The organism is Kitasatospora nipponensis, assembly GCF_039528135.1.
GTDB lineage: Bacteria > Actinomycetota > Actinomycetes > Streptomycetales > Streptomycetaceae > Kitasatospora > Kitasatospora nipponensis.
This window is the reverse complement of record NZ_BAAALF010000071.1, coordinates 19,505-37,945: the sequence shown is the minus strand read 5'-3', so window position 1 is coordinate 37,945 and position 18,441 is coordinate 19,505. Positions and strand designations below refer to the sequence as shown.

Here is an 18,441-nt window from a genome sequence, read left to right as displayed (position 1 = left end):
CCGGGCACCAGCGCGGCGCGGACCAGGGCCCGGCCGGCGGCGCCCGCAGCCTGGCCTTCCACGGCGCCGCCGAGCAGCGGGCGGCGGCTCAGGCCGCCCGGTGCCCGCGGGCCGGGGGCGAGCGGGGTGTGTTCGACGGCGGTCATCGCGTTCCTCAGCCGATCGTCACGGACTTGGTCTCGGTGGTCTGGTCGATGTCCGAGGAGCGGACCACCACCGCCGCCACCCACTCACCGGCCAGCGGCAGTTGCGCGGTGCCGCTCCAGCCGCCGGTGGTGGCCTTGGTCAGGGCGACCGGCAGCGGACCGAGGTCGCGGTCCGGCAGCGTGAAGGAGAGCTGCACCTCGGGGACGTCCACCGGCTGCTGGGACGCGTCGGTGATCACCAGGGTGATCCGGTTGCCGCCCACCGCGGCCGGGTTGAGGGTCAGCGTCGCGGTGCCCTGCGCGCCGGGGCCCTTGCCGCCGGTGTCGTAGGGGAGCTTGAGCTGCACCACCCGGTCCGGCGCCGCGGCCGCGCCGGTCGCCGGGGCGGGGGCGCTGCTCGCCGCGACGGCGGCGGCCACCCGGCCGGGCGGCGCGTTGGTGAGCAGCGTGGTGACCACCAGGACCGCCACCGCCACGCCGGCCTCGACCAGCACCGAGCGGCGCAGTCCGGCCTGCACCGGTGAGCCCTGCTGCCGCCTGCGCACCTCGGCGCTCGCCAGCGCGGTTCGCTGGCGGGCCAGTTGGGCGCGGCGCACCGGGTCGTCCCCGCCCGGGGCGCCCCCGCCCGACTCCGGGGCGTCCTGACCGCCGTGCTCGTCCTTCTCGTCCCGCTCGTCCCGCTCGTCCTGCTCGGCGGCGTCCGTTGCGTCGCCGTCGGGGCCCGGCGCCGAGCGCAGCCTGGCGGTCCACCGCCGGGAGAACCAGGCCACCGCCAGGATCACCAGCACCAGCCCGACCTTGACCAGCAGCAACTGCCCGTACCGGGTGCCGGTCAGCGCGTCCCAGGAGCCGACGCCCCGCCAGGCCTGGTACACCCCGGTCACCGCCAGCACGGCCACCGAGGTCATCGCGACCGCCGAGAACCGGTTGGCCGCCGCGACCCCGGCGCCGTGCCGCAGCCCGGCCAGCAGCGCCACCAGCCCGCCCAGCCAGCAGGCCATCGCCACCAGGTGCAGCATGTCGAAGGGCAGCGCCACCCAGACCTGGATCCCGACCGCGGCGTGGTCCGCCCCGGCCCAGGTCGCCGCCAGCGCCAGCGCCAGCAGCAGCCCGCCGATCCCCAGCGCCACCCGCGCCTCGCGCTGCGGCCGCTCGGCGGCGCGCTCCTCCAGGCGCCGCAGTTCCTCCTCCTCCGGATCGCCCTCGCCGGTCCGCGGCACCTCGCCCTCCCGCGGCGCCTGCGGCCGCCCGGCGGGCTGCTCCTGGCCGAGCTGGCCCACCAACAGCGACAGGAAGACGCCGCCGGCCGCCAGCAGCAGCAGCCGCGCCGCCAGCGCGGTGCCGAGCCGCTCGTCGAGCGTGCCGCGCACCAGCGTCAGGTCCAGGGCCTGGCTCAGCCCGCTGCCGCGCTCGTAGGGCCCGCGCAGCAGCAGCACCGCCACGGTGGACGCCAGCAGCGCGACCCAGCCGCCCATCAGCAGCCGCTGCACCGCTCGGGTCGCCGCCCCGCGCGGCCAGCAGATCAGCACGAACGCCGCGACGCCCACCAGCAGCGCGTACGCCCCGTAAGCCACCGTGCGCCCGGTCCCGTACAGCGCGGCGACCACGTCGTCGGCCCGGGCGCCCTGCACCTGCGAGGCGGAGACCGAGGTGTCGGAGGCGGCGCCGATCGAGAAGGTGAAGGCGCCGCCGACCGGGTGGGTGTCCTCGGAGACGGCCCGCCAGGCCACCGTGTAGGTGCCATTGGCCAGGCCGCCGCGCAGGCCGACCCGCGCGGTGTCCGCCTTGCCGTCCGCGTGCCCGGGATCGCCCGTGTCGACCGCCTTGCCGGCCGGGTCGAGGACCCGCACCGAGTCCGCGGAGAGCGTGACCCCCTCGCTGAAGGTCAGCGTGACGGCGGACGGCGCGCTCGCCACCACCGAGTTCTGCTCGGGATCGGTGTGCAGCAGCGCGGCGTGCGCGGCCGCCGGCCCGGCGGTGCCGAGCACCAGCACGAGCAGCGCGCCGGCCGTCGCCAGGAAGGCCCAGGCTTTCCGCATGTCTTCGTCAGCTCCCGGGACGGTAGGTGAGGGGCTTGACCGGTACCTGGACGGCTATGGTCCCGGCGTGTTCGAAGGTGAGGTCGAGCTCGAGGTGGTCGCCGACGGCCGGCGGCTTCTGCCAGCCCATGATCATCAGGTGGTTGCCGCCGCGGGCCAGCTCCAGGGTGCCCCTGGCCGGCACCGGCAGGCTCTCCACCTCCGTCATCGAGGTGTCGGTGGAGTGGTGCAGCGTCACCGAGCCGGCGCCCGGGCTGGTCACCCGCAGCAGGCGGTCACCGCCCGAGCCGTCGTTGCGCACCGTCAGGTAGCCGGCCGCCATGCCGTCACCGGCCGGCAGCGGGATGTACGAGCCCTCGACGCTGAGCTTCACGGTCGCGGCCGTGGAGGGGCTGCCGGCGCCGCAGGCCACCACGATGCTCCCCGCCGCCAGGGCGGTGGCCACCGCGGCCCCGGCCAGCGCCGCCCGCCGGAAGCCCGCCATCAGGCCGCCACCCCCTTGGCCAGCAGCGGCATGTCGTGCTCGAACGTGGCGGTCGGGGTGTTGCTCATGTAGAGCACGTGCGCCTTGTCGTCCGCGGGCAGGAACGCCAGCACCTGGGCGCCGTGCGAGGAGGTGACCGTGCCGTCCTTGTTGACCACCGGGTCCTCCACCACGATCCCCAGGCTCAGCGCCGCCGCCTTCACCTTCGCCAGGTCGCCGGTCAGCCCGATGAAGTCGCTGCCGAAGGAGTCCAGCCAGGTCCGTAGCACCTTGGGGTTGTCGCGGTCCGGGTCGGTGGAGACGAAGACGACGTCGATCTTCTTGCGCTCCTCGGCGGAGAGCTTCTGCATCGCCACGCCGATGTCGCCCATGGTGGTGGGACAGACGTCCGGGCAGCTGGTGTAGCCGAAGAAGAGCAGCACCGAGCGCCCGGCGGTGCGCTGGCGCAGGTCGAAGGGCTGGCCGCCGGTGTCGGAGAGCACCAGGTCGGGCTTGTCGAAGTGTCGGGCCAGCGCGGTGCCCTGGTAGGGCGAGCCGGCGCCCTGCTGGGAGACGGCGGCCTTGCCGTCGGCCCCCTGGCCACCGCTCGACCCGCAGGCGGTCAGGGCGAGGGCGGCGCTCAGGACGAGGGCGGCGGCGCCGGCCAGCCGCCGGCGGGGCGAGGTGTGCTGCATGCGAGGGATCCGATCGGGACGCGGAGTGGGGGGTCGCGGGCCGGCCGTCGCCGGGACCGTGCGCACCTGCGTGCGTGCGGCCCCGGTCGCGGGCCGGCCGTCAGGCCGTCAGGCGGCGTTCTTGCGGCGCAGGCCGAGCACGCCGAGGCCGGCGCCGAGCACGCCGACCACGATGCCCACCACGCCGAGCGCGCGGGCGGTGGAGTCGGAGGAGGAGGCCGGGCCGGGCGCCCTGCCGTCCTGCGAGGCAGCGGCGGTCATCTGGTGGCCGTCGGCCGCCGGGGAGGCGGTGGCCGCGGCCTTGGTCAGGTGCAGCACGGGCGCCGGGTGCTGGGGCTCGGGCTGGCCGTCCTTGGCCTCGTCGATCCAGCGGACCACGGTGCCGTCGTCCTTGGTCTGCAACGCCTTGAAGACCAGCTGGTCGGTGTCCTTGGGCAGCGGGCCGAAGGAGACCTTGAACTCCTGGAACTGGCCCGGGCCGATCTTGCCGGTGGCGTCGGCGGTCCAGGTGATCCTGGTGACGGCGTCGGTGATGCTGTCGCCGTCGTCGGTCTTGACCGGGGTCGCCAGCTTCGACTTCTCCACCGTCGCGGTCCAGCCCGGCAGCGGCTGGGTGGAGACCGAGGCGATCGGGTGGTCGGTGGGCAGGGTGACCTCGAGCTTGGTGGTGCTCGCCGTGTCGCTCTCGTCCGGCACCCGGAAGGCGACGGCGGTGTAGCCGCCCTGCTGGGCGGTGCCGGGCTGCACGGTCACGTGCGCGAAGGCCGGGACGGCGGTGGCCAGCAGGGTGCCGGTCGCCAGGGCGAGGGCGGTGGCGAGGCGGCGGGCGGGAAGCGAACGCATCTGAGGCGGTCTCCATCGGGAGCAGGGCACAGGAGTGCCCTGGGACTGGGGGGTGGCAACGTGCTCGTCGGCGCGCCCCGCCCCGCAGTGTCGGGCCCGGCCCGGCCGGTGCGCCCGGTCCGGCCGCCGGCAGGCGGCGGGGGAGGGGCGGTGGCGGGGTGGAACGGGCTCCGTGACGGGAGGTCAGCGCGCGCAGGCCACGGCCGGTGGTCCCCGGCGGATCACGCTGTGCCGCAGGACGGCCGCCACGGGCAGCCGTATGCTCCCCGCGTCCGGGCGCGCCGCCCGGACGTCCGTGCCGGGCGCGTCCAGCAGCCCGCGCAGCAGCGCCATCACCAGCGCGCAGGCGGTGCGCAGCGGGGCGGCCCAGGTCCGCAGCTCGCGGGCGGTGGTGCGGCTCAGCCGCACCAGCCGCCAGAGCGCGACCTCGCCGCGCCGCAGCCACCAGCCCGCGAGCACGGCGGCCAGCAGGTGGCCGGCGAGCATCGCGGGGGTGAGTCCGAACTGCCACCAGGGCCCGTCCGCCATCGCGTGGTAGGCGTGCGGGTCCAGGCCGGCCCGGCCGATCAGCTGCTCGGCGCTGACCCCGGCCGGCAGCGCGGTGGCCAGGCCCGGCCGGTCGTTGCAGATCAGCCGGCCGGCGGCCTCGTTCATGGTCATCCCGGCCATCGCCTGGTGGCCGGCGCCGTGGAAGAGCAGGTGCAGGCCGAGCTGGCCGATGCCCAGGGCTGCGGCGATCCGCGCCAGCGAGCGCTCGCGCCCACCGGCCAGGGCGGCCACCGCGCAGACCGCGGCGAAGCCGATCACCAGCGTCGAGGGGGCGACCGGTCCGCCGCCGGCCAGGTCGTGGCCGGCCGCGGCGACCAGCGTGCAGACCAGCGCGAACGGGACCGCCCGCAGCAGCCGCAGGTCCCAGGCCGCCGTGCCGTCCGTCGTACCGCTCGTCGCACCACCCGTCGCGCCCCGGGTGCGGAGCGCGCCGAGCACCCGGCGGACCGGGTCGGCGGCGCCCGGCTGCGGGGCGGGAAGGCGGTCAGTCATGGCCGGCCCATCATCTCATCGGGGTGCGGGCCGACCGTGGCGGGGTGCGAAACCGGCGGCGAATCCCCGGGAATGACCCGTTCGGCCCGGCGTGCGGGGCCAGCACGCGCGCCGTTCGGCATAACGTGTCGCGCCAGTCCATCCGCCGAACGAGTGGACAGGCACCGCACGCACGGTTCACTGCCGGATCGGTCGGCAATACCTAGTTGTATGTGGAGCCGCAGCCAGGAGGGACCTGTCGTGGACATCTGGTGGACTCTGCATCTCAAGCGTGAGCTGGCCAGCGTTCCGCTGGCCCGGCGCATCCTGCTCGGCACCATGGAGAGCGCCGGCGTCGACCCGCAGATCGCCCATGACCTGGGCGTGGCGCTGACCGAGGCCTGTGCCAACGCCGTCGAGCACGCGGTCGGCACCCACCCGGGCGACGGCTTCCAGGTCACCGCCGCACTGGAGGGCGACCTGCTGCGGATCGAGGTGATCGACTCCGGACCCGGCCTGCCGACGGCTCCCCACCTGGTCCCCTCCCGCCGCCCCGCGGCCGGACCGGCGACCCGCTCGCTCGACCACACCCGGCCGCGCCGCCGCCGTGGCCGCGCCTCGCTCCCGGGCCCGGCCGGCTTCGCCTCCGCGCCCCGCGCCCGCCCCACCGCCTACGACACCCACGTGCTCCCCTCCGGCCACCTCGCCCCGGCCGCCGCCCGCGCCACCGACCCGGACGCCTTCCCCGACCTGTGCGCCGAGAGTGGCCGCGGTCTCTTCCTGATCCACGCCCTCACCGACCGCGTCCGGCTGAGCAACCACCCCCAGCGCGGCGCCATCGTGAGCTTCGACAAGATCCTCAAGCGCCAGGACCTCGCCCCCCTGCGCGTCGCCTCCTGACCCTGCCGCCAGCCGCCGGTGCACCGGTGCCCGGACGTCGGCCCGCCCGACGTTCCGGGCCGGTCGGCGTGCCCTCCTAGGCTGGGGCGATGAGGCTGGGGCGATGAGCGAGTGGGACCTGAGGAAGCTGCGGATCCTTCAGGCGCTGGACGAGTGCGGGACGGTCACGGCGGCGGCCGCGCGGCTGCACCTGACGCCGTCGGCGGTGTCCCAGCAGCTGGCGGCGCTGGGGCGGCAGGTGGGGGCGCCGATGCTGGAGCCGTACGGGCGCCGGGTGCGGCTGACCGGCGCGGCGCGGCTGGTGCTGCGGCACGCGGAGCGGGTGTTCGGGCAGTTGGAGCAGGCCGAGGCGGAGGTGGCCGGGTACCTGCACGGGGAGGCCGGCGAGGTGCGGGTGGGGGCCTTCGCCACCGCGATCACCGCGCTGGTGGTCCCGGCGGTGGCCCAGCTGCGCGAGCGCGCGCCGGGGCTGGTGGTGCGGGTGGTGGAGGCGGAGGCCGCCGAGGCGGTGGAACTGCTGGCCGCCGGCGAGGTGGACCTGTCGCTGTCGCTCAACGTCCGTGGCACGGCGGCCGCGGACCCGCGGTTCGTCCAACTGCCGGTGCTGGACGATCCGCTGGACATCGCGCTGCCGCTGGAGCACCCGCTGGCCGACCGCGGTGCGGAGCTGAGACTGGCCCAACTCGCGGACGAGCCATGGATCTTCGGGCGGTCCGGGCCCTGGCGGGACATCACGCTGGGGGCCTGCGCCGAGGCCGGTTTCGTGCCCGAGCCGGCCCACACGGCGGCCGACTGGGCGGCGATCCTGGCGCTGGTGGGCGCCGGGCTCGGGGTGGCGCTGGTGCCGCGGCTGCTGGCGGGCGGCGGGCGCGGTGTGCTGATCCGGCCGCTGCCCGCCGACCGGCCCAGCCGCCGGGTGGTGGCCGCGGTGCGCGCCGGGACCGAGGGGGCACCGCCGCTGCGCCGGGTGCTGGCGGAGATCGTTCAGTCCAGCTCAACGTTTTGATCAGTTTTTTGAGATGGACCTGAACAATCGTCGCGCGCAGAGTGGAGCCATGACCACTTCTGCCGACTACGGCTACGCCGACTACCAGGACCTCGCCGCCGACCTCCCCTTCCGCCGGCTGCCCGACCTCGCCGACCGGCGGCTGGGCGCCGGCGTCCTGGCCGCCAACGACGAGCTCTTCGCGGAGCGGGAGAACCTGCTGCTCCCCACCCCCGCCCGCTTCCAGCCGCACACCTTCGGCCCCAAGGGCCAGCTGATGGACGGCTGGGAGACCCGCCGTCGCCGCGGCGCCGGCACCGACCGGCCGCACCCCGACGCCGAGGACCACGACTGGGTGCTGGTCCGGCTCGGCCTGCCCGGGGTGATCCACGGCGTGGTCGTGGACACCGCGCACTTCCGCGGCAACCACCCGCAGCGGATCAGCGTGGAGGCCGTCGAGCTGCCGGGCACCCCCGGCCCCGAGGAACTGCTCGCCCCCACCACCCGCTGGCAGCAGATCGTGGCGCCCGGGGCGGTGCGCGGCCACGCGGCCAACGCCTTCGAGGTCACCGAGCGGCGCCGCTTCACCCATCTGCGGCTCAAGCAGTACCCGGACGGCGGTATCGCGCGGCTGCGGGTGCACGGCGAGTCCCGTCCCGACCAGGCCTGGCTGGCGGCGCTGGGCACCTTCGACCTGGCCGCGCTCGAGCACGGCGGCAGCGTCGAGGACGCCTCGGACCGGTTCTTCTCGCCCCCGGTCAACCTGATCCTGCCCGGCCGCTCGCGCGAGATGGGCGAGGGCTGGGAGAACCGCCGGCGCCGCGACGGCGGCCACGACTGGGTGCGGCTGCGGCTGGCCGGGCGCGCGGTGGTGCGCGCGGTGGAGATCGACACCGCCAACTACGTCGGCAACGCGGCCGGCTGGGCCGCCGTGCTGGGCTTCGACGCGAGCGGCGGCGGCGACCCGGCCGACCCGGCCGACGGCGGCTGGTTCGAGCTGGTCCCGCGCACCCTGCTGCAGCCCGACACCCTGCACCGCTTCCTGGTCCCGGCCGCAGCCGGCGCCCGGGCGGCCAGTCACGCCCGGCTCGACGTCTTCCCCGACGGCGGCGTCGCCCGGCTGCGCCTGCACGGGTCGCTGGTCGGCCCGGCCCCCGAACCGCTCGCCTAGCGTGTGCCGCGCGCCGGAGGCACTGTGGAAGCATGTTGCATCGGATGCACGCCCAGTACGGCGACGAGGGCCCCAGCGGCCCGGTCAAGCAGTGGCACATGGTCCTGGACGAGAAGTCGGTGGCGCTCTGCGGTCGGGACATCGACCCGGGCGCGGCCACCCTGGACCAGACCGAGTGGGGCCGCACCAAGGAGACCTGCTGTCGGGCCTGTGGTGTGAACTGGCTCCAGTCGGTGCCCTTCCTCGCGGACGAGCACGACCGGCAGGACTACCTGCCCTGACCCCGGGCCGGACCCGCGCCACCGTGTCGCGCCCCGGCCCGACCCCGTCGCACCCTGCGTCCCGGCCCGACCCCGTCCCGGCCCGACCCCGTCCGGGCCCGGTCGGCCGCTACTGGTAGGCGGCCTCGCCGGTGATGGCCTCGCCCAGGATCAGGGTGTGGATCTCGCTGGTGCCCTCGTAGGTCAGCACCGACTCCAGGTTGTTGGCGTGCCGCAGCACGGGGTAGGCGGTGGTGATGCCGTTGGCGCCCAGCACGGTGCGCGCGCTGCGGGCGATCTCCAGCGCGGTGCGGACGTTGTTGAGCTTGCCGAAGCTCACGTGGGCGGGCCGGGCGCGGCCCTCCTCCTTGAGGCGGCCGATCCGCCAGGCGACCAGGTAGGCCTTCTCCAGCTCCAGCGCCATCTCGACCAGCTTCTCCTGGGTGAGCTGGAAGGCGGCGATCGGCCGGCCGAACTGCACCCGGCCCTTCGCGTACTCCAGCGCCGCCTGGTAGCAGTCGCGAGCGGCCCCGACGGTGCCCCACAGGATGCCGTAGCGCGCCTCGTTGAGGCAGGAGAGCGGCCCGCGCAGGCCGCTCACCCCGGGCAGGACGGCGTTCGCCGGCAGGAGCACCTCGTCGAAGGCGAGCTCGCTGGTGACCGAGGCGCGCAGCGACAGCTTGCCGTGCACGTCGGTGGCGGTGAACCCGCGCGCACCGCGCGGGACCAGGAAGCCGCGCACGCCCTGCTCGGTCTGCGCCCAGACGACCGCGACGTCGGCCTCGCTGCCGTTGGTGATCCACATCTTGCTGCCGGAGAGCACCCAGTCCTCGCCCTTGCGCCGGGCGGTGGTGCGCATGTTGGCCGGGTCGGAACCGAAGTCCGGCTCGGTCAGCGCGAAGCAGCCGATCGCCCGGCCGGCCGCGAGGTCCGGCAGCCACTGCTGCTTCTGCTCCTCGGAGCCGAAGGCGTGGATCGCGCGCATCGCGAGCGAGCCCTGCACCGAGACGAAGCTGCGCAGCCCCGAGTCGGCGGCCTCCAGCTCCAGGCACGCGACCCCGTACGCGACGGCGGATGCGCCGGCGCATCCGTAGCCGTCCAGATGCATCCCGAGCAGTCCCAGTTTCCCGAGCTCGGGGGCGAGTTCGCGCACCGGGAAGGCGCCCCGCTCGAACCAGTCGGCGATCTGCGGGCGGATCCGGTCGTCGGCGAACCGGCGCACCGTGGCCTGGATCAACCGCTCCTCCTCGGTGAGGAGTTCGCCGACGGCGAGCAGGTCGATCGGGTCGGGTCCACCCGGGCGGGGGGTGCTGGCGGGCATCGGGGCTCCTGAGGGTGTGGGGTGTGCGCGGTGCCGCACCATCCGTACCAGGCTTTACGCTGACGGGAAAGCAGTCACAGGGACAGTGGCATCGAAGACGGTGGTGGGCAGTGACCGATCCGAGGACCGTATCCGGGGTGGAGACCAGGACCCGATCCGCCGCGATCTCCTCGACCGGCGGCCTGGTGCAGGGCGGGCGGCTCCAGGGCGATCTGGACCAGGACGGACAGGTCCAGGACGGGCGGATCCAGGACGGGCGGATCCAGAAGGGCAACGAGACCCGGCGCACGGTGCTGGGCCGGGCGGTCTCGATCGCCTCGGTGGAGGGGCTGGACGGGCTCTCGCTGGGCCGGCTGGCCGCCGAGCTGGAGCTGAGCAAGAGCGGGGTGTTCGCGCTCTTCGGCTCCAAGGAGGAGCTGCAACTGGCCACCGTGCGGGCCGCCCAGCGGATCTACGTCGAGGTGGTGATCGAGCCGGTCCGCCGGCTGCCGGCCGGTGTGGGGCAGCTCTGGGAGCTCTGTCTGCGCTGGTTGGAGTACTCGCGCACCCGGGTCTTCGCGGGCGGCTGCTTCTTCTACGCGGTCGGCGCCGAGTTCGACGCCCGGCCCGGCCGGGTCCGCGACGCGCTGGCCGCCAGCAGCCTGGCCTGGCACCGGACGGTGCTGGAGATGTGTCAGGCGGCCGCCGCGAGCGGGGAGTTGCGCGCGGACGCGGACCTGGAGCAGCTGGCCTTCGAGTTCAGCAGCTTCCTGGAGTACGCCAACGCGCTGTCGCTGCTGCACGGGCAGGACGGGCCCTACGACCGGGCCCGGCGCTCGGTGCTGTTGCTGCTGCGCTCGGAGTCGGCGGACGAGTCGCTGCTGCCCGCCGGCTGACGGCGGGGGGACGGCGGGGGTGGGGGACCGAACGGGGTGGGGCCACGGCCCGGCCCTCAAAACTGTCCGAACGATCGTGCTGTCACCCGTGCTAGCATCCGCACAGGAAGCCCTGACGGGGCATCACCTGAACGGAGGCGCCCATGCCCGCCCGTACCGCACCCGGCACGTCCCTCGCCCGCACCCTGGTCCGCTCGCACGCCGACGCGCTCGCGCTCGCCGCACCGATCGTGGCCGCGGTCCGTGCCGAGCAGCTCGAACTGCCCACCCCCTGCGCCGGCTGGACGCTGCGCCGGCTGCTGGAGCACGTGGTCGGCCAGCAGTACGGCTTCGCGGCGGCCGCCCGGGGGAGCGGCGCGCGTCCGGAGGTCTGGGCCGACCACCGGTTCGAGCAGGGCCCGGGTGCGGCGCTGGCCGCGCTGGCCGGCTTCGCCGACTCGGCCCGCGAACTGGTCGTCTCCTTCGCGGACGCGGCCGACCAGGGGCGGCCGTTCGCGCTGCCGGAGATCAGCACCGAGCAGGACTTCCCCGCCGAGCGGGCGATCGCCTTCCACCTGCTGGACACCCTGGTGCACGCCTGGGACGTCGCGGCGGCCGTCGGCGTGCCGCTGGAGTGCCCGCAGCCGCTGGCCGCGCTGCTGCTGCGGGTCGCCGAGCAGGTCCCCGGCGGGGCGCAGGACCGCGGGCCGGGCCGGGCGTTCGGGCCGGGGCTGGCCGGCCGCCCGGACCAGCCGCCGTTCGACCGCGCGCTCGCCCTGCTCGGCCGGGTGCCGCACTGGACGCCGCCGCGGCCCGTGCTCGGGGCCTGACCGACGGCAGGGGCGGTGCGCGTCGTGCGCACCACCCCTGCCGGCTGACCCGCGGGCGGTCGGCTCGCCCCGGGGTTTCCCGGGGGTCGCCGGCCGGCCGTTCGGCGACCGCGATCCGTGGCCGCCCGCTCCGCGGCCGGCGGATCAGCCGCCGCTCTTGCGGCGGAAGGTGCGCTTGCCACCGGCGGCCGCGTGGGCGCCGTGGATCTTGGAGTCGCCGCCCGGGCCGCCGCCCGCGCCGTCGCTCTTGACGCCGTGCTTGCGCTCCAGTGCGGCCAGGAACTTCGCCTTCACGTCGTCCTGGGCGGCGGCGGGTGTCTCGGCGCTCTCGCCGTTCTCCACCGCTGCTGCGTCGCTGTTGCTCATGGGGACCTCCTGGACGGGGCTGGCTGCGGGTCGTGCACGTCGTGCCGGTCACCGTGCGGTGCTGCCACCGCGTGCCGGTGCCACGGTCGTGCTGGTGCCACTGTGTCACGTCGCGCCTGCGCCAGGGCGTCAGTGGGCCCCGGTCAGCGCCGCTGTCCGGAGCCCTGCGGTCGCTCCTGCGCCGAGCGCGGCCGGTCGCGGTAGTACGGGCCGCCGATGAAGTACAGCAGCGCCAGGGTCGGAAAGAAGAACGAGGCCACGACCAGCACGATGCACTGCCACCACATGAGAGGTCCCCAATCCGCGGCCCGGGCGGGCCGCCGCCAGCGGCGAATAGTTCCGTTCTGTGACGCTATGGGAAGCGGTGCACCGCTGCCACCGCGCGCCCGCGCCGACCCCGCTGCCGACCCGTACGGGGGAACCTGGGCCGAGCCCTGTCCGCGGCCGCCGCGCGCAGCGCACACTGGCGGGATGCAGGTACAACTGGCGGGACAGGCCCGGCAACCGGACCGCGAGAGCGAGGACTTCGCGGCGGCCTCGCCGGAGGCCGTGGTGCTGCTGGACGGTTCCAGCTCACCGGTGGGGATGGACTCGGGCTGCCGGCACGGCACGGCCTGGTACGTGCGCCGACTGGGCGTGCACCTGCTGTCCCGGCTCACCGACCGGCCGGACCGCGACATCGCCGAGTGCCTGGCCGACGCGATCGCGGAGACCGCCGCCCTGCACGGCGCGCGCTGCGACCTGGCCCATCCCAACACCCCCGCCGCCATGGTGGTGGCCGCCCGCCGGCACGGCGGCTCGCTGGAGTACCTGGTGCTCGGCGACTCGCTGCTGGTGCTCGAACCGAAGAACGGGGTGCCCCGGGTGCTGGGCGACAACCAGCCCTTCCCCGACGGCGAGGAACTGCGCCGGGCGGTGTGGCAGGCCGAGCCGGGCAGCGCCGAGCGGGCCGCGCTGCACCTGCGGTACGCGCTGGCGGTCCGGGCGGTGCGCAACACCGGGCGCGGGCCGTGGATCGCCGCGGCCGTGCCGAAGGCCGCCGGGCACGCCGAGACCGGCTTCGTGCGCTGGGACAGCCTGCGGGCGCTGGCCGCGGTCACCGACGGCGCCGCCCGCTACACCGGCTTCGGGCTGGGGGACTGGCCGGCCGCCCTGCGACTGATGGCGGACGCCGGTCCGGGCGCGCTGATCGCACGGGTGCGGGAGGCCGAGGCGAGCGATCCGCGCTGCGAGCGCTGGCCGCGCGGCAAGGCCCAGGACGACGCGACCGCGCTGCACGCCCGCCTCTGATCCACCCGCCTCTGAAGCGTTGGACGTTCCACGCCCGGGTCGTCACGGCGACCGGGGCCGTTCACTCCTGCGCCGGCCGGCCGGTCACCCCGAGGCCGGCGCGGACAGCGTGGCCGACCCGGCCACCTGACGGATCACCACGACTCGCCGCACCGGCCGGCTGATGCGGCACGGATCGAGCAGTCCGGCCTATGGACTACATATGCCGATGAGCGATATATCTAGGCGCATGACAAAGCGCTCCATGCAGGAGCCGACGCTGCTCCTGCTCACCGCGCTGGCCGACGCCCCCAGGCACGGCTATGCGCTCATCCAGGAGATCTCCGCGATCTCCCACGGGCGGGTGACCATGCGGACCGGCACGCTCTACAGCGCGCTGGACCGGCTGCTCCAGGAAGGCCTGATCCGGGTCGAGAGCGATGAGGTGGTCGACGGGCGGGCCCGCCGCACCTATGCGCTCGCCGAGCCCGGCCGCGCCGAACTGGCCGCCGAGGCGGAGCGGTTGCGTGCGATCGCGACCGAGGCCACCCGGCGCCTGACCGCGACCGTGATCCGTACCGAGGCCGGGGGGGCCTTCGCATGAACCAGCACGACAGCGACAGCGCCGGCGGCTCCCACAGCGGCAGCGACCACGGCGGCAGCACCGGCGATCGGGAGCCGGCCGCCTCGCGGGCCCTGCGCCTGGCCCTGCGTCTCTACCCGGCCGGCTACCGTGCGGAGCGGGCCGAGGAGATGGCGGCCGTCTACGCCGACTCCACCGCGCACGGCGGTCGGCTGGTTGCCGCCCGCGAGCTGGTGGGCATCGCCGGCTACGGTCTGCGGGTGCGCGGCGGTCTGACCGCCGCCGGCGTCGGCGGGCGCCTGATGGCGGTGGCCGCGCCGCTGGCGCTGGCCGCCGGGGTGGGCCGAGTGGTGCGGATGCCCTTCCAACTCGGTAACACCTGGGCCTCGATGACCCAGGCGAGCGCCGACAACCCGGCCGCGGGCCATTGGTTCGTGATCCTCTGGGCCGCCACCGGCATCCTGTGGCTGCTGGCCGCGGTCGCCGCGGTGCTGGGCCGGTGGGGCCTGGTCCGGCCGCTGGTCGGGCTGAGTGTGCTCGCCGCGGTGGCCCAGGCGGTGGCCTTCGACTGGCTGCTCTACCCCGCCTTCCTCGCGTTCCGTCTCGACCTCTTCCTCCAACTCAGCGACGCGGACTACTTCGTCGAGACGGTCGGGCCCGCGCTGATCTGGGCCCTGATGGTGTTCGCGGCGCCGAGGGACCTGCTCGGGACGCCCGCGACCCGTCGCCCGCGCGCCCTGCTGGTACCCCTGGTGGTCCTGGCCGCCTCCGCGTCGCAGAACCAGTGGCACCTGAACTCCCTGGACTCCGTCGAGCTCTGGGGCGTGGTCGGTCTCTCGCTCGGCCTTCTCACCCTGGGGGCGCTGCGCTGGTCCCGGCTGCTGCCGGTCGCCGTGGGGCTCGTCACCCTGCCGGTGGCGCTCTACCTGTTGACCGTGGCGCGGGTGCCGAACCTGGAGGTGCCCGTCATCTGGCTGGGCCCGATCCTCACCTACGGCGTCGAGGCGCTGCTGTTGGCGCTGGTGACGGCCGGTGCCGTGCGCTACCTGACGCCCCGGGCGGAGAAGACGCAGCTCATCGGGTCGTAGCGGCCCCGCCGGGTCCACCCTCGGCCGGCGGTCACCCCGAACCTGCGGTCACCTCAAGTCCGCGGTCACCCCGAAGCCGGGCGACGCCGGCTGTGGGGTGGCCGCGCCGGTGTCGGGTGGTTGCCGTCGCCTGCTGGAAGTCCCCGGTGGACGCCGCCGGGTGTGGTCCTCACCAGGGGATCGGCCGGCCGTCGCGGAAGAAGCCGCCGGTCGGGCCGCCCTCGGGGAGGGTGGCGGCCCAGACCACGCCCGCCGCGCCCTCGGCCACCGGGCGCCCGCCCGCTCCGCCCATGTCCGTGGCGACCCAGCCGGGACAGACCGCGTTGACCAGGATCCCCTCCGAATCGAGCTCGCGGGCGAGCATCAGGGTCAGGCCGTTCAGCGCGAGCTTGGTGATCGAGTAGGCGGGAGTGCCGGCGCCCAGGTCCGCCAAGGCGCCCGCGCCGCTGGACACGTTGACCACGCGCGGCCGCCGCGAGGCGCGCAGCAGGGGAAGCAGAGCCTGGGTGACCCGCCAGGGGCCGTACAGGTTGGTCTCGCCGGCGGAGCGGACGGTGCCGAGGTCGGCGGTGGAGGTGCGCTGCCAGGTGTCGTAGGTGATCGCCGCGTTGTTGACCAGGACGTCGACCCGGCCGTACCGCTCGGTGAGGTGGGTGGCCAGTGCCTCCGCTCCCCGGTCGCTGGTGACATCCAGCGGGAAGGCCTCGAGCGCGGCTTCTGCCCCCGCCTCCGCCCGGAGTTGTGCGGCTGCCGCCCTGGCCTTCGCCGGATCGCGCGCCGTCAGCACCACCCGCTGCCCCAGCGCGGCGAGTTGGCGGCAGACTTCCAGACCGATCCCGCGGTTGCCGCCGGTGACCACGGCCACCGTGCCATCGCTCCCGTTGCCTGTGCCTGTACCCGCGCCTGTCATGGTGTCCCCCGCCTCGGCCTGTCTCTGATCCAGGTCAGCCTGTGTCACCCGCCTCGGGGTGTCCAGCGAGGCGCGCCGCCGTGACAGGGAGACGCTGACGAGGTGTCACTACTTCTTTGTGGCGGGGGTAACCGTTCTCGTCACGTCAGCGGGTGGGTGCGGTCAGGAGGCGACGGGTGAGGCGGTCCTGGGCGGCGGTGAGGAGGTGCACCAGCCCCAGGGCCGCCAGTTGTATCCCGAAGGCGACACAGGAGTGGGCGAACCAGGCGCCCACCAGGGTCGGCCCGCCCCAGGCGTGATCGAAGCGGTGGTCCGTACTGAAGGGGTGTCCCAGGGCGAAGTTGGCGTCGGAGCGCAGGAAGTACAGGTAGCCCGAGCCGACTCCGAAGAGCGCCAGCCCGACGGCGACGAACGAGGCCAGCGCCGGGATCGCGACCAGCAGGCTGTGCGTGACCACCCGCAGCGGGTTCCCGGTCGGTCGCACCGGGCCGGCCCGGTGCGGCGAGAACCGCCGGATCACGGCCTGTTGAGCGCGGGCGGCCCGCCGGCCCGACCCGGTGAGTGCCATCGGCACGGCGGCCACGGCCAGCGGCAGGGCGGTGGCCCCGCGAACGAAGGTGCCGACCACGAACCGGAGCACGGCGGCCGGTCGACCCGTGGAGCGCTCGCTCAGAGCCGGCGCGGAGACCTGCGAGACCTGGTGCTGCTGAGTCAGAACGGACATGACGGCCATCCCCCTGCGTGTCCCATGGGATTCCGACTGCCCGGGATCCATTGGCTCAAGCCTCCCTGAGCAGGCAGAACGCCGCGATGGTGGCAGCACGACACTTGCGAGGTTCGGTTTACCCCACCCCCTACCGGTAGGGGTGGACCTCGGCGTCCGGGGCCAGGTGCAGGCCGGCCATCGCGAGGAAGTCGGTGAGGTCGATCTCTCCGCCGCTGGTCCCGTCGTCCCAGGCCGACCGCAGCCCGGGGCCCTCGCCGCCCCAGTGGACGGGGTCCTCGCTCGGAAACGCCTCGACGCTGCCCTGGCCGTGGCGGTAGCGCAGGTACAGGTACTGGCCGCCGGTGGTCCAGGCGTCCCACTGCGCGGGGCAGCCCCCGCAGGTCTGCACCGCCCGCGCGATGGTCACGTCCTCGTCCAGGTGGGCCTCGACAGCGCCGAGGTGCTGGTCGTGGGCGACGACGAGTTCGTCGTCCAGGGCGAGCAGGCGAACGCTCCCGTCGGGGAACAGGAGCGTGAGGCCGGCGGCGAAGTCGACGCGGCCGTCCCGGTAGCGGATCTCCCGGACCGAGCGGATCTGCCGGCCGACGAACCGGGTCACCGGGGTCTCGGGTGAGTCGTCCAGCACCGAGACGTTGCCGTACTCCGCCATCGAGTACGGCTCGTGGGGTTGGTCGACCGTCAGGGACAGGCCGGTTCCGGGCGTGTGGACCCGGACCGGGCCCAGGCCCTCCAGGTGCAGCCACAGGTGCAGCAGTGTGGCGTCGTTCGCGGCGTCGTGGTGCCAGGAGGTGGTCACCCGCAGCAGTCGCCTGCCGATCAGGTCGGCGGGGAGCAGTTCCTCGGTGCCGGTCATCCGCCGATGCTCGCACGCCCTTCCGGGCCGGGGCACCCGAATTCGCGCGCACCCGCCCGCGTCGGGCAGGCCGAAGCGGCGCAGTCGGGGCCCGACTCCGCCGCTCCGGCGTGCGATCAGTTGGCGCCGGTGGGGATGGTGCCCAGCCGGCCGGCGTGGAAGTCGTCCATCGCCTGCTGGAGTTCGCGGTGGCTGTTCATCACGAACGGGCCGTAGTGGGCGACCGGTTCGCGGATGGGCTCGCCACCGAGGAGGACGACCTCGAAGTTGGCGTTGCGGGAGTCCTGCGTCTCGTCGGCCCGGATGGTGAGGGAGTCGCCGTCGCCGAAGACGACGGCCTGGCCCATGTGGAACGGACGCCGGTCCGAACCCGCCGAGCCGCTGCCGGCCAGGCCGTACGCCAGGGCGTTGAAGTCGGAGCGCCAGGGCAGGGTGACCTCGGCGCCGGGGTTCACGGAGACGTGGATCATGGTGATCGGAGTGTGGGTGGCGCCGGGGCCCTGGTGGCCGGCGAGGTCGCCGGCGATCAGGCGCAGCAGCGCGCCGCCGTCGGAGGAGGCGAGCAGCTTGACGCTGCCGCCGCGGATGTCCTGGTACTTCGGGGCGATCATCTTGTCCACGGCGGGCAGGTTCACCCAGAGCTGGAGACCGTGGAAGAGGCCGCCGGACAGCACGAGCGACTCCGGCGGGGTCTCGATGTGCAGCAGGCCGGAGCCGGCCGTCATCCACTGGGTGTCGCCGTCGGTGATCACGCCGCCGCCGCCGTGCGAGTCCTGGTGCACGAAGGTGCCGTCGATGATGTAGGTGACGGTCTCGAAGCCGCGGTGCGGGTGCCAGGGGGTGCCCTTGGGCTCGCCGGCCGCGTAGTCCACCTCGCCCATCTGGTCCATCATGATGAACGGGTCCAGGTACTTCTGGTTGATCTTCGCGAAGGCCCGGCGGACCGGGAAGCCCTCGCCTTCGAAGCCCTCGAGTGCGGTGGACACCGCCAGGACCGGCCGGGCGACCGTGACGGTGGGGTCGGGGGTGGCGACGCGGGGAAGGGTCAACGGGTTCTCGACGGTCACGGCGGGCATGTCGGCCTCCTTCGGGGGTTCTTTGGCCTACATCCGTGAGAT

General features: G+C 74.7%; 21 protein-coding genes. 9 read left to right on the top strand and 12 right to left on the bottom strand.

Annotation, left to right across the window (positions count from 1 at the left end; all coding sequences use genetic code 11):
• Nucleotides 1-154 precede the first annotated feature (154 nt).
• From ABD323_RS20385 to ABD323_RS20365, 5 genes are all read right to left on the bottom strand, one after another.
• A complete protein-coding gene (locus ABD323_RS20385; RefSeq protein WP_344443194.1) occupies nucleotides 155-2,185 on the bottom strand; it encodes a copper resistance CopC/CopD family protein in 2,031 nt (676 codons plus the stop codon).
• 7 nt (nucleotides 2,186-2,192) lie between these two features.
• Nucleotides 2,193-2,669: a copper chaperone PCu(A)C gene (locus tag ABD323_RS20380; RefSeq protein WP_344443192.1), complete on the bottom strand. Its 477-nt coding sequence runs from the start codon at nucleotides 2,667-2,669 to the stop codon at nucleotides 2,193-2,195.
• On the bottom strand, nucleotides 2,669-3,343 hold the full coding sequence (locus tag ABD323_RS20375; protein WP_344443191.1) for an SCO family protein: 675 nt from the start codon (nucleotides 3,341-3,343) through the stop codon (nucleotides 2,669-2,671). Before ABD323_RS20375 ends, ABD323_RS20380 begins: the two co-directional genes overlap by 1 nt.
• A 108-nt stretch (nucleotides 3,344-3,451) precedes the next feature.
• Entirely contained in the window at nucleotides 3,452-4,186 is a 735-nt protein-coding gene (locus ABD323_RS20370; RefSeq protein WP_344443190.1) for a YcnI family copper-binding membrane protein, read from the bottom strand.
• Nucleotides 4,187-4,369: 183 nt separating this feature from the next.
• The gene (locus tag ABD323_RS20365; RefSeq protein WP_344443188.1) at nucleotides 4,370-5,227 is read right to left on the bottom strand and encodes a hypothetical protein; all 858 of its coding nucleotides are present in this window, start codon (nucleotides 5,225-5,227) and stop codon (nucleotides 4,370-4,372) included.
• Between the two features lie 240 nt (nucleotides 5,228-5,467).
• Between ABD323_RS20365 and ABD323_RS20360 the strand changes: the two genes are divergently transcribed.
• The 4 genes from ABD323_RS20360 to ABD323_RS20345 all read left to right on the top strand — a co-directional run bounded on the left by ABD323_RS20360 (nucleotide 5,468) and on the right by ABD323_RS20345 (nucleotide 8,543).
• Nucleotides 5,468-6,106, top strand: coding sequence for an ATP-binding protein (locus ABD323_RS20360; RefSeq protein ID WP_344443186.1), 639 nt, complete (start codon nucleotides 5,468-5,470; stop codon nucleotides 6,104-6,106).
• Between the two features lie 103 nt (nucleotides 6,107-6,209).
• Nucleotides 6,210-7,112 carry a LysR family transcriptional regulator gene (locus ABD323_RS20355; RefSeq protein WP_344443184.1) on the top strand — a complete coding sequence of 301 codons (903 nt, stop codon included), beginning with the start codon at nucleotides 6,210-6,212 and terminating at the stop codon, nucleotides 7,110-7,112.
• Between the two features lie 49 nt (nucleotides 7,113-7,161).
• Nucleotides 7,162-8,262 carry an allantoicase gene (alc, locus tag ABD323_RS20350; protein ID WP_344443182.1) on the top strand — a complete coding sequence of 367 codons (1,101 nt, stop codon included), beginning with the start codon at nucleotides 7,162-7,164 and terminating at the stop codon, nucleotides 8,260-8,262.
• A gap of 32 nt (nucleotides 8,263-8,294) precedes the next feature.
• Nucleotides 8,295-8,543: a hypothetical protein gene (locus ABD323_RS20345; protein WP_344443181.1), complete on the top strand. Its 249-nt coding sequence runs from the start codon at nucleotides 8,295-8,297 to the stop codon at nucleotides 8,541-8,543.
• A gap of 109 nt (nucleotides 8,544-8,652) precedes the next feature.
• Here the strand turns inward: ABD323_RS20345 and ABD323_RS20340 are convergent, their stop codons facing one another.
• A complete protein-coding gene (locus tag ABD323_RS20340) occupies nucleotides 8,653-9,843 on the bottom strand; it encodes an acyl-CoA dehydrogenase family protein (RefSeq protein WP_344443180.1) in 1,191 nt (396 codons plus the stop codon).
• Nucleotides 9,844-10,088: 245 nt separating this feature from the next.
• On the opposite strand from ABD323_RS20340, the gene ABD323_RS20335 reads away from it, so the two are divergent.
• Both ABD323_RS20335 and ABD323_RS20330 read left to right on the top strand, forming a co-directional pair.
• Nucleotides 10,089-10,718 carry a TetR/AcrR family transcriptional regulator gene (locus tag ABD323_RS20335; protein ID WP_425556080.1) on the top strand — a complete coding sequence of 210 codons (630 nt, stop codon included), beginning with the start codon at nucleotides 10,089-10,091 and terminating at the stop codon, nucleotides 10,716-10,718.
• Between the two features lie 143 nt (nucleotides 10,719-10,861).
• Nucleotides 10,862-11,527: a TIGR03086 family metal-binding protein gene (locus tag ABD323_RS20330; RefSeq protein ID WP_344443179.1), complete on the top strand. Its 666-nt coding sequence runs from the start codon at nucleotides 10,862-10,864 to the stop codon at nucleotides 11,525-11,527.
• A gap of 144 nt (nucleotides 11,528-11,671) precedes the next feature.
• On the opposite strand, the gene ABD323_RS20325 is transcribed toward ABD323_RS20330, so the two are convergent.
• The gene (locus tag ABD323_RS20325; RefSeq protein ID WP_344443177.1) at nucleotides 11,672-11,893 is read right to left on the bottom strand and encodes a DUF5302 domain-containing protein; all 222 of its coding nucleotides are present in this window, start codon (nucleotides 11,891-11,893) and stop codon (nucleotides 11,672-11,674) included.
• 143 nt (nucleotides 11,894-12,036) lie between these two features.
• On the bottom strand, nucleotides 12,037-12,180 hold the full coding sequence (locus ABD323_RS20320; RefSeq protein ID WP_344443175.1) for a hypothetical protein: 144 nt from the start codon (nucleotides 12,178-12,180) through the stop codon (nucleotides 12,037-12,039).
• A gap of 184 nt (nucleotides 12,181-12,364) precedes the next feature.
• Between ABD323_RS20320 and ABD323_RS20315 the strand changes: the two genes are divergently transcribed.
• The 3 genes from ABD323_RS20315 (at nucleotide 12,365) to ABD323_RS20305 (ending at nucleotide 14,833) form a co-directional block, all read left to right on the top strand.
• Entirely contained in the window at nucleotides 12,365-13,183 is an 819-nt protein-coding gene (locus ABD323_RS20315) for a protein phosphatase 2C domain-containing protein (protein WP_344443174.1), read from the top strand.
• A gap of 229 nt (nucleotides 13,184-13,412) precedes the next feature.
• The gene (locus tag ABD323_RS20310; RefSeq protein ID WP_344443173.1) at nucleotides 13,413-13,766 is read left to right on the top strand and encodes a PadR family transcriptional regulator; all 354 of its coding nucleotides are present in this window, start codon (nucleotides 13,413-13,415) and stop codon (nucleotides 13,764-13,766) included.
• Nucleotides 13,763-14,833 (top strand): hypothetical protein, encoded by a 1,071-nt coding sequence (locus tag ABD323_RS20305; protein WP_344443172.1) that lies wholly within the window; start codon nucleotides 13,763-13,765, stop codon nucleotides 14,831-14,833. Before ABD323_RS20310 ends, ABD323_RS20305 begins: the two co-directional genes overlap by 4 nt.
• A gap of 169 nt (nucleotides 14,834-15,002) precedes the next feature.
• On the opposite strand, the gene ABD323_RS20300 is transcribed toward ABD323_RS20305, so the two are convergent.
• The 4 genes from ABD323_RS20300 to ABD323_RS20285 form a co-directional block, all read right to left on the bottom strand.
• The gene (locus tag ABD323_RS20300; protein WP_344443171.1) at nucleotides 15,003-15,698 is read right to left on the bottom strand and encodes an SDR family NAD(P)-dependent oxidoreductase; all 696 of its coding nucleotides are present in this window, start codon (nucleotides 15,696-15,698) and stop codon (nucleotides 15,003-15,005) included.
• Between the two features lie 190 nt (nucleotides 15,699-15,888).
• A complete protein-coding gene (locus tag ABD323_RS20295; protein WP_344443170.1) occupies nucleotides 15,889-16,467 on the bottom strand; it encodes a hypothetical protein in 579 nt (192 codons plus the stop codon).
• Between the two features lie 130 nt (nucleotides 16,468-16,597).
• On the bottom strand, nucleotides 16,598-17,323 hold the full coding sequence (locus ABD323_RS20290; protein ID WP_344443169.1) for a hypothetical protein: 726 nt from the start codon (nucleotides 17,321-17,323) through the stop codon (nucleotides 16,598-16,600).
• 116 nt (nucleotides 17,324-17,439) lie between these two features.
• Nucleotides 17,440-18,399: a pirin family protein gene (locus ABD323_RS20285; protein WP_344443168.1), complete on the bottom strand. Its 960-nt coding sequence runs from the start codon at nucleotides 18,397-18,399 to the stop codon at nucleotides 17,440-17,442.
• Between the last annotated feature and the right edge of the window lie 42 nt (nucleotides 18,400-18,441).

Coding starts and splice junctions, on each gene's coding strand:
- ABD323_RS20385 (WP_344443194.1), bottom strand. CDS start 2,185: ATGCGGAAAGCCTGGGCCTTCCTGGCGACGGCCGGCGCGCTGCTCGTG.
- ABD323_RS20380 (WP_344443192.1), bottom strand. CDS start 2,669: ATGGCGGGCTTCCGGCGGGCGGCGCTGGCCGGGGCCGCGGTGGCCACC.
- ABD323_RS20375 (WP_344443191.1), bottom strand. CDS start 3,343: ATGCAGCACACCTCGCCCCGCCGGCGGCTGGCCGGCGCCGCCGCCCTC.
- ABD323_RS20370 (WP_344443190.1), bottom strand. CDS start 4,186: ATGCGTTCGCTTCCCGCCCGCCGCCTCGCCACCGCCCTCGCCCTGGCG.
- ABD323_RS20365 (WP_344443188.1), bottom strand. CDS start 5,227: ATGACTGACCGCCTTCCCGCCCCGCAGCCGGGCGCCGCCGACCCGGTC.
- ABD323_RS20355 (WP_344443184.1), top strand. CDS start 6,210: ATGAGCGAGTGGGACCTGAGGAAGCTGCGGATCCTTCAGGCGCTGGAC.
- alc (WP_344443182.1), top strand. CDS start 7,162: ATGACCACTTCTGCCGACTACGGCTACGCCGACTACCAGGACCTCGCC.
- ABD323_RS20345 (WP_344443181.1), top strand. CDS start 8,295: ATGTTGCATCGGATGCACGCCCAGTACGGCGACGAGGGCCCCAGCGGC.
- ABD323_RS20340 (WP_344443180.1), bottom strand. CDS start 9,843: ATGCCCGCCAGCACCCCCCGCCCGGGTGGACCCGACCCGATCGACCTG.
- ABD323_RS20330 (WP_344443179.1), top strand. CDS start 10,862: ATGCCCGCCCGTACCGCACCCGGCACGTCCCTCGCCCGCACCCTGGTC.
- ABD323_RS20325 (WP_344443177.1), bottom strand. CDS start 11,893: ATGAGCAACAGCGACGCAGCAGCGGTGGAGAACGGCGAGAGCGCCGAG.
- ABD323_RS20320 (WP_344443175.1), bottom strand. CDS start 12,180: ATGTGGTGGCAGTGCATCGTGCTGGTCGTGGCCTCGTTCTTCTTTCCG.
- ABD323_RS20315 (WP_344443174.1), top strand. CDS start 12,365: ATGCAGGTACAACTGGCGGGACAGGCCCGGCAACCGGACCGCGAGAGC.
- ABD323_RS20310 (WP_344443173.1), top strand. CDS start 13,413: ATGACAAAGCGCTCCATGCAGGAGCCGACGCTGCTCCTGCTCACCGCG.
- ABD323_RS20305 (WP_344443172.1), top strand. CDS start 13,763: ATGAACCAGCACGACAGCGACAGCGCCGGCGGCTCCCACAGCGGCAGC.
- ABD323_RS20295 (WP_344443170.1), bottom strand. CDS start 16,467: ATGTCCGTTCTGACTCAGCAGCACCAGGTCTCGCAGGTCTCCGCGCCG.
- ABD323_RS20290 (WP_344443169.1), bottom strand. CDS start 17,323: ATGACCGGCACCGAGGAACTGCTCCCCGCCGACCTGATCGGCAGGCGA.
- ABD323_RS20285 (WP_344443168.1), bottom strand. CDS start 18,399: ATGCCCGCCGTGACCGTCGAGAACCCGTTGACCCTTCCCCGCGTCGCC.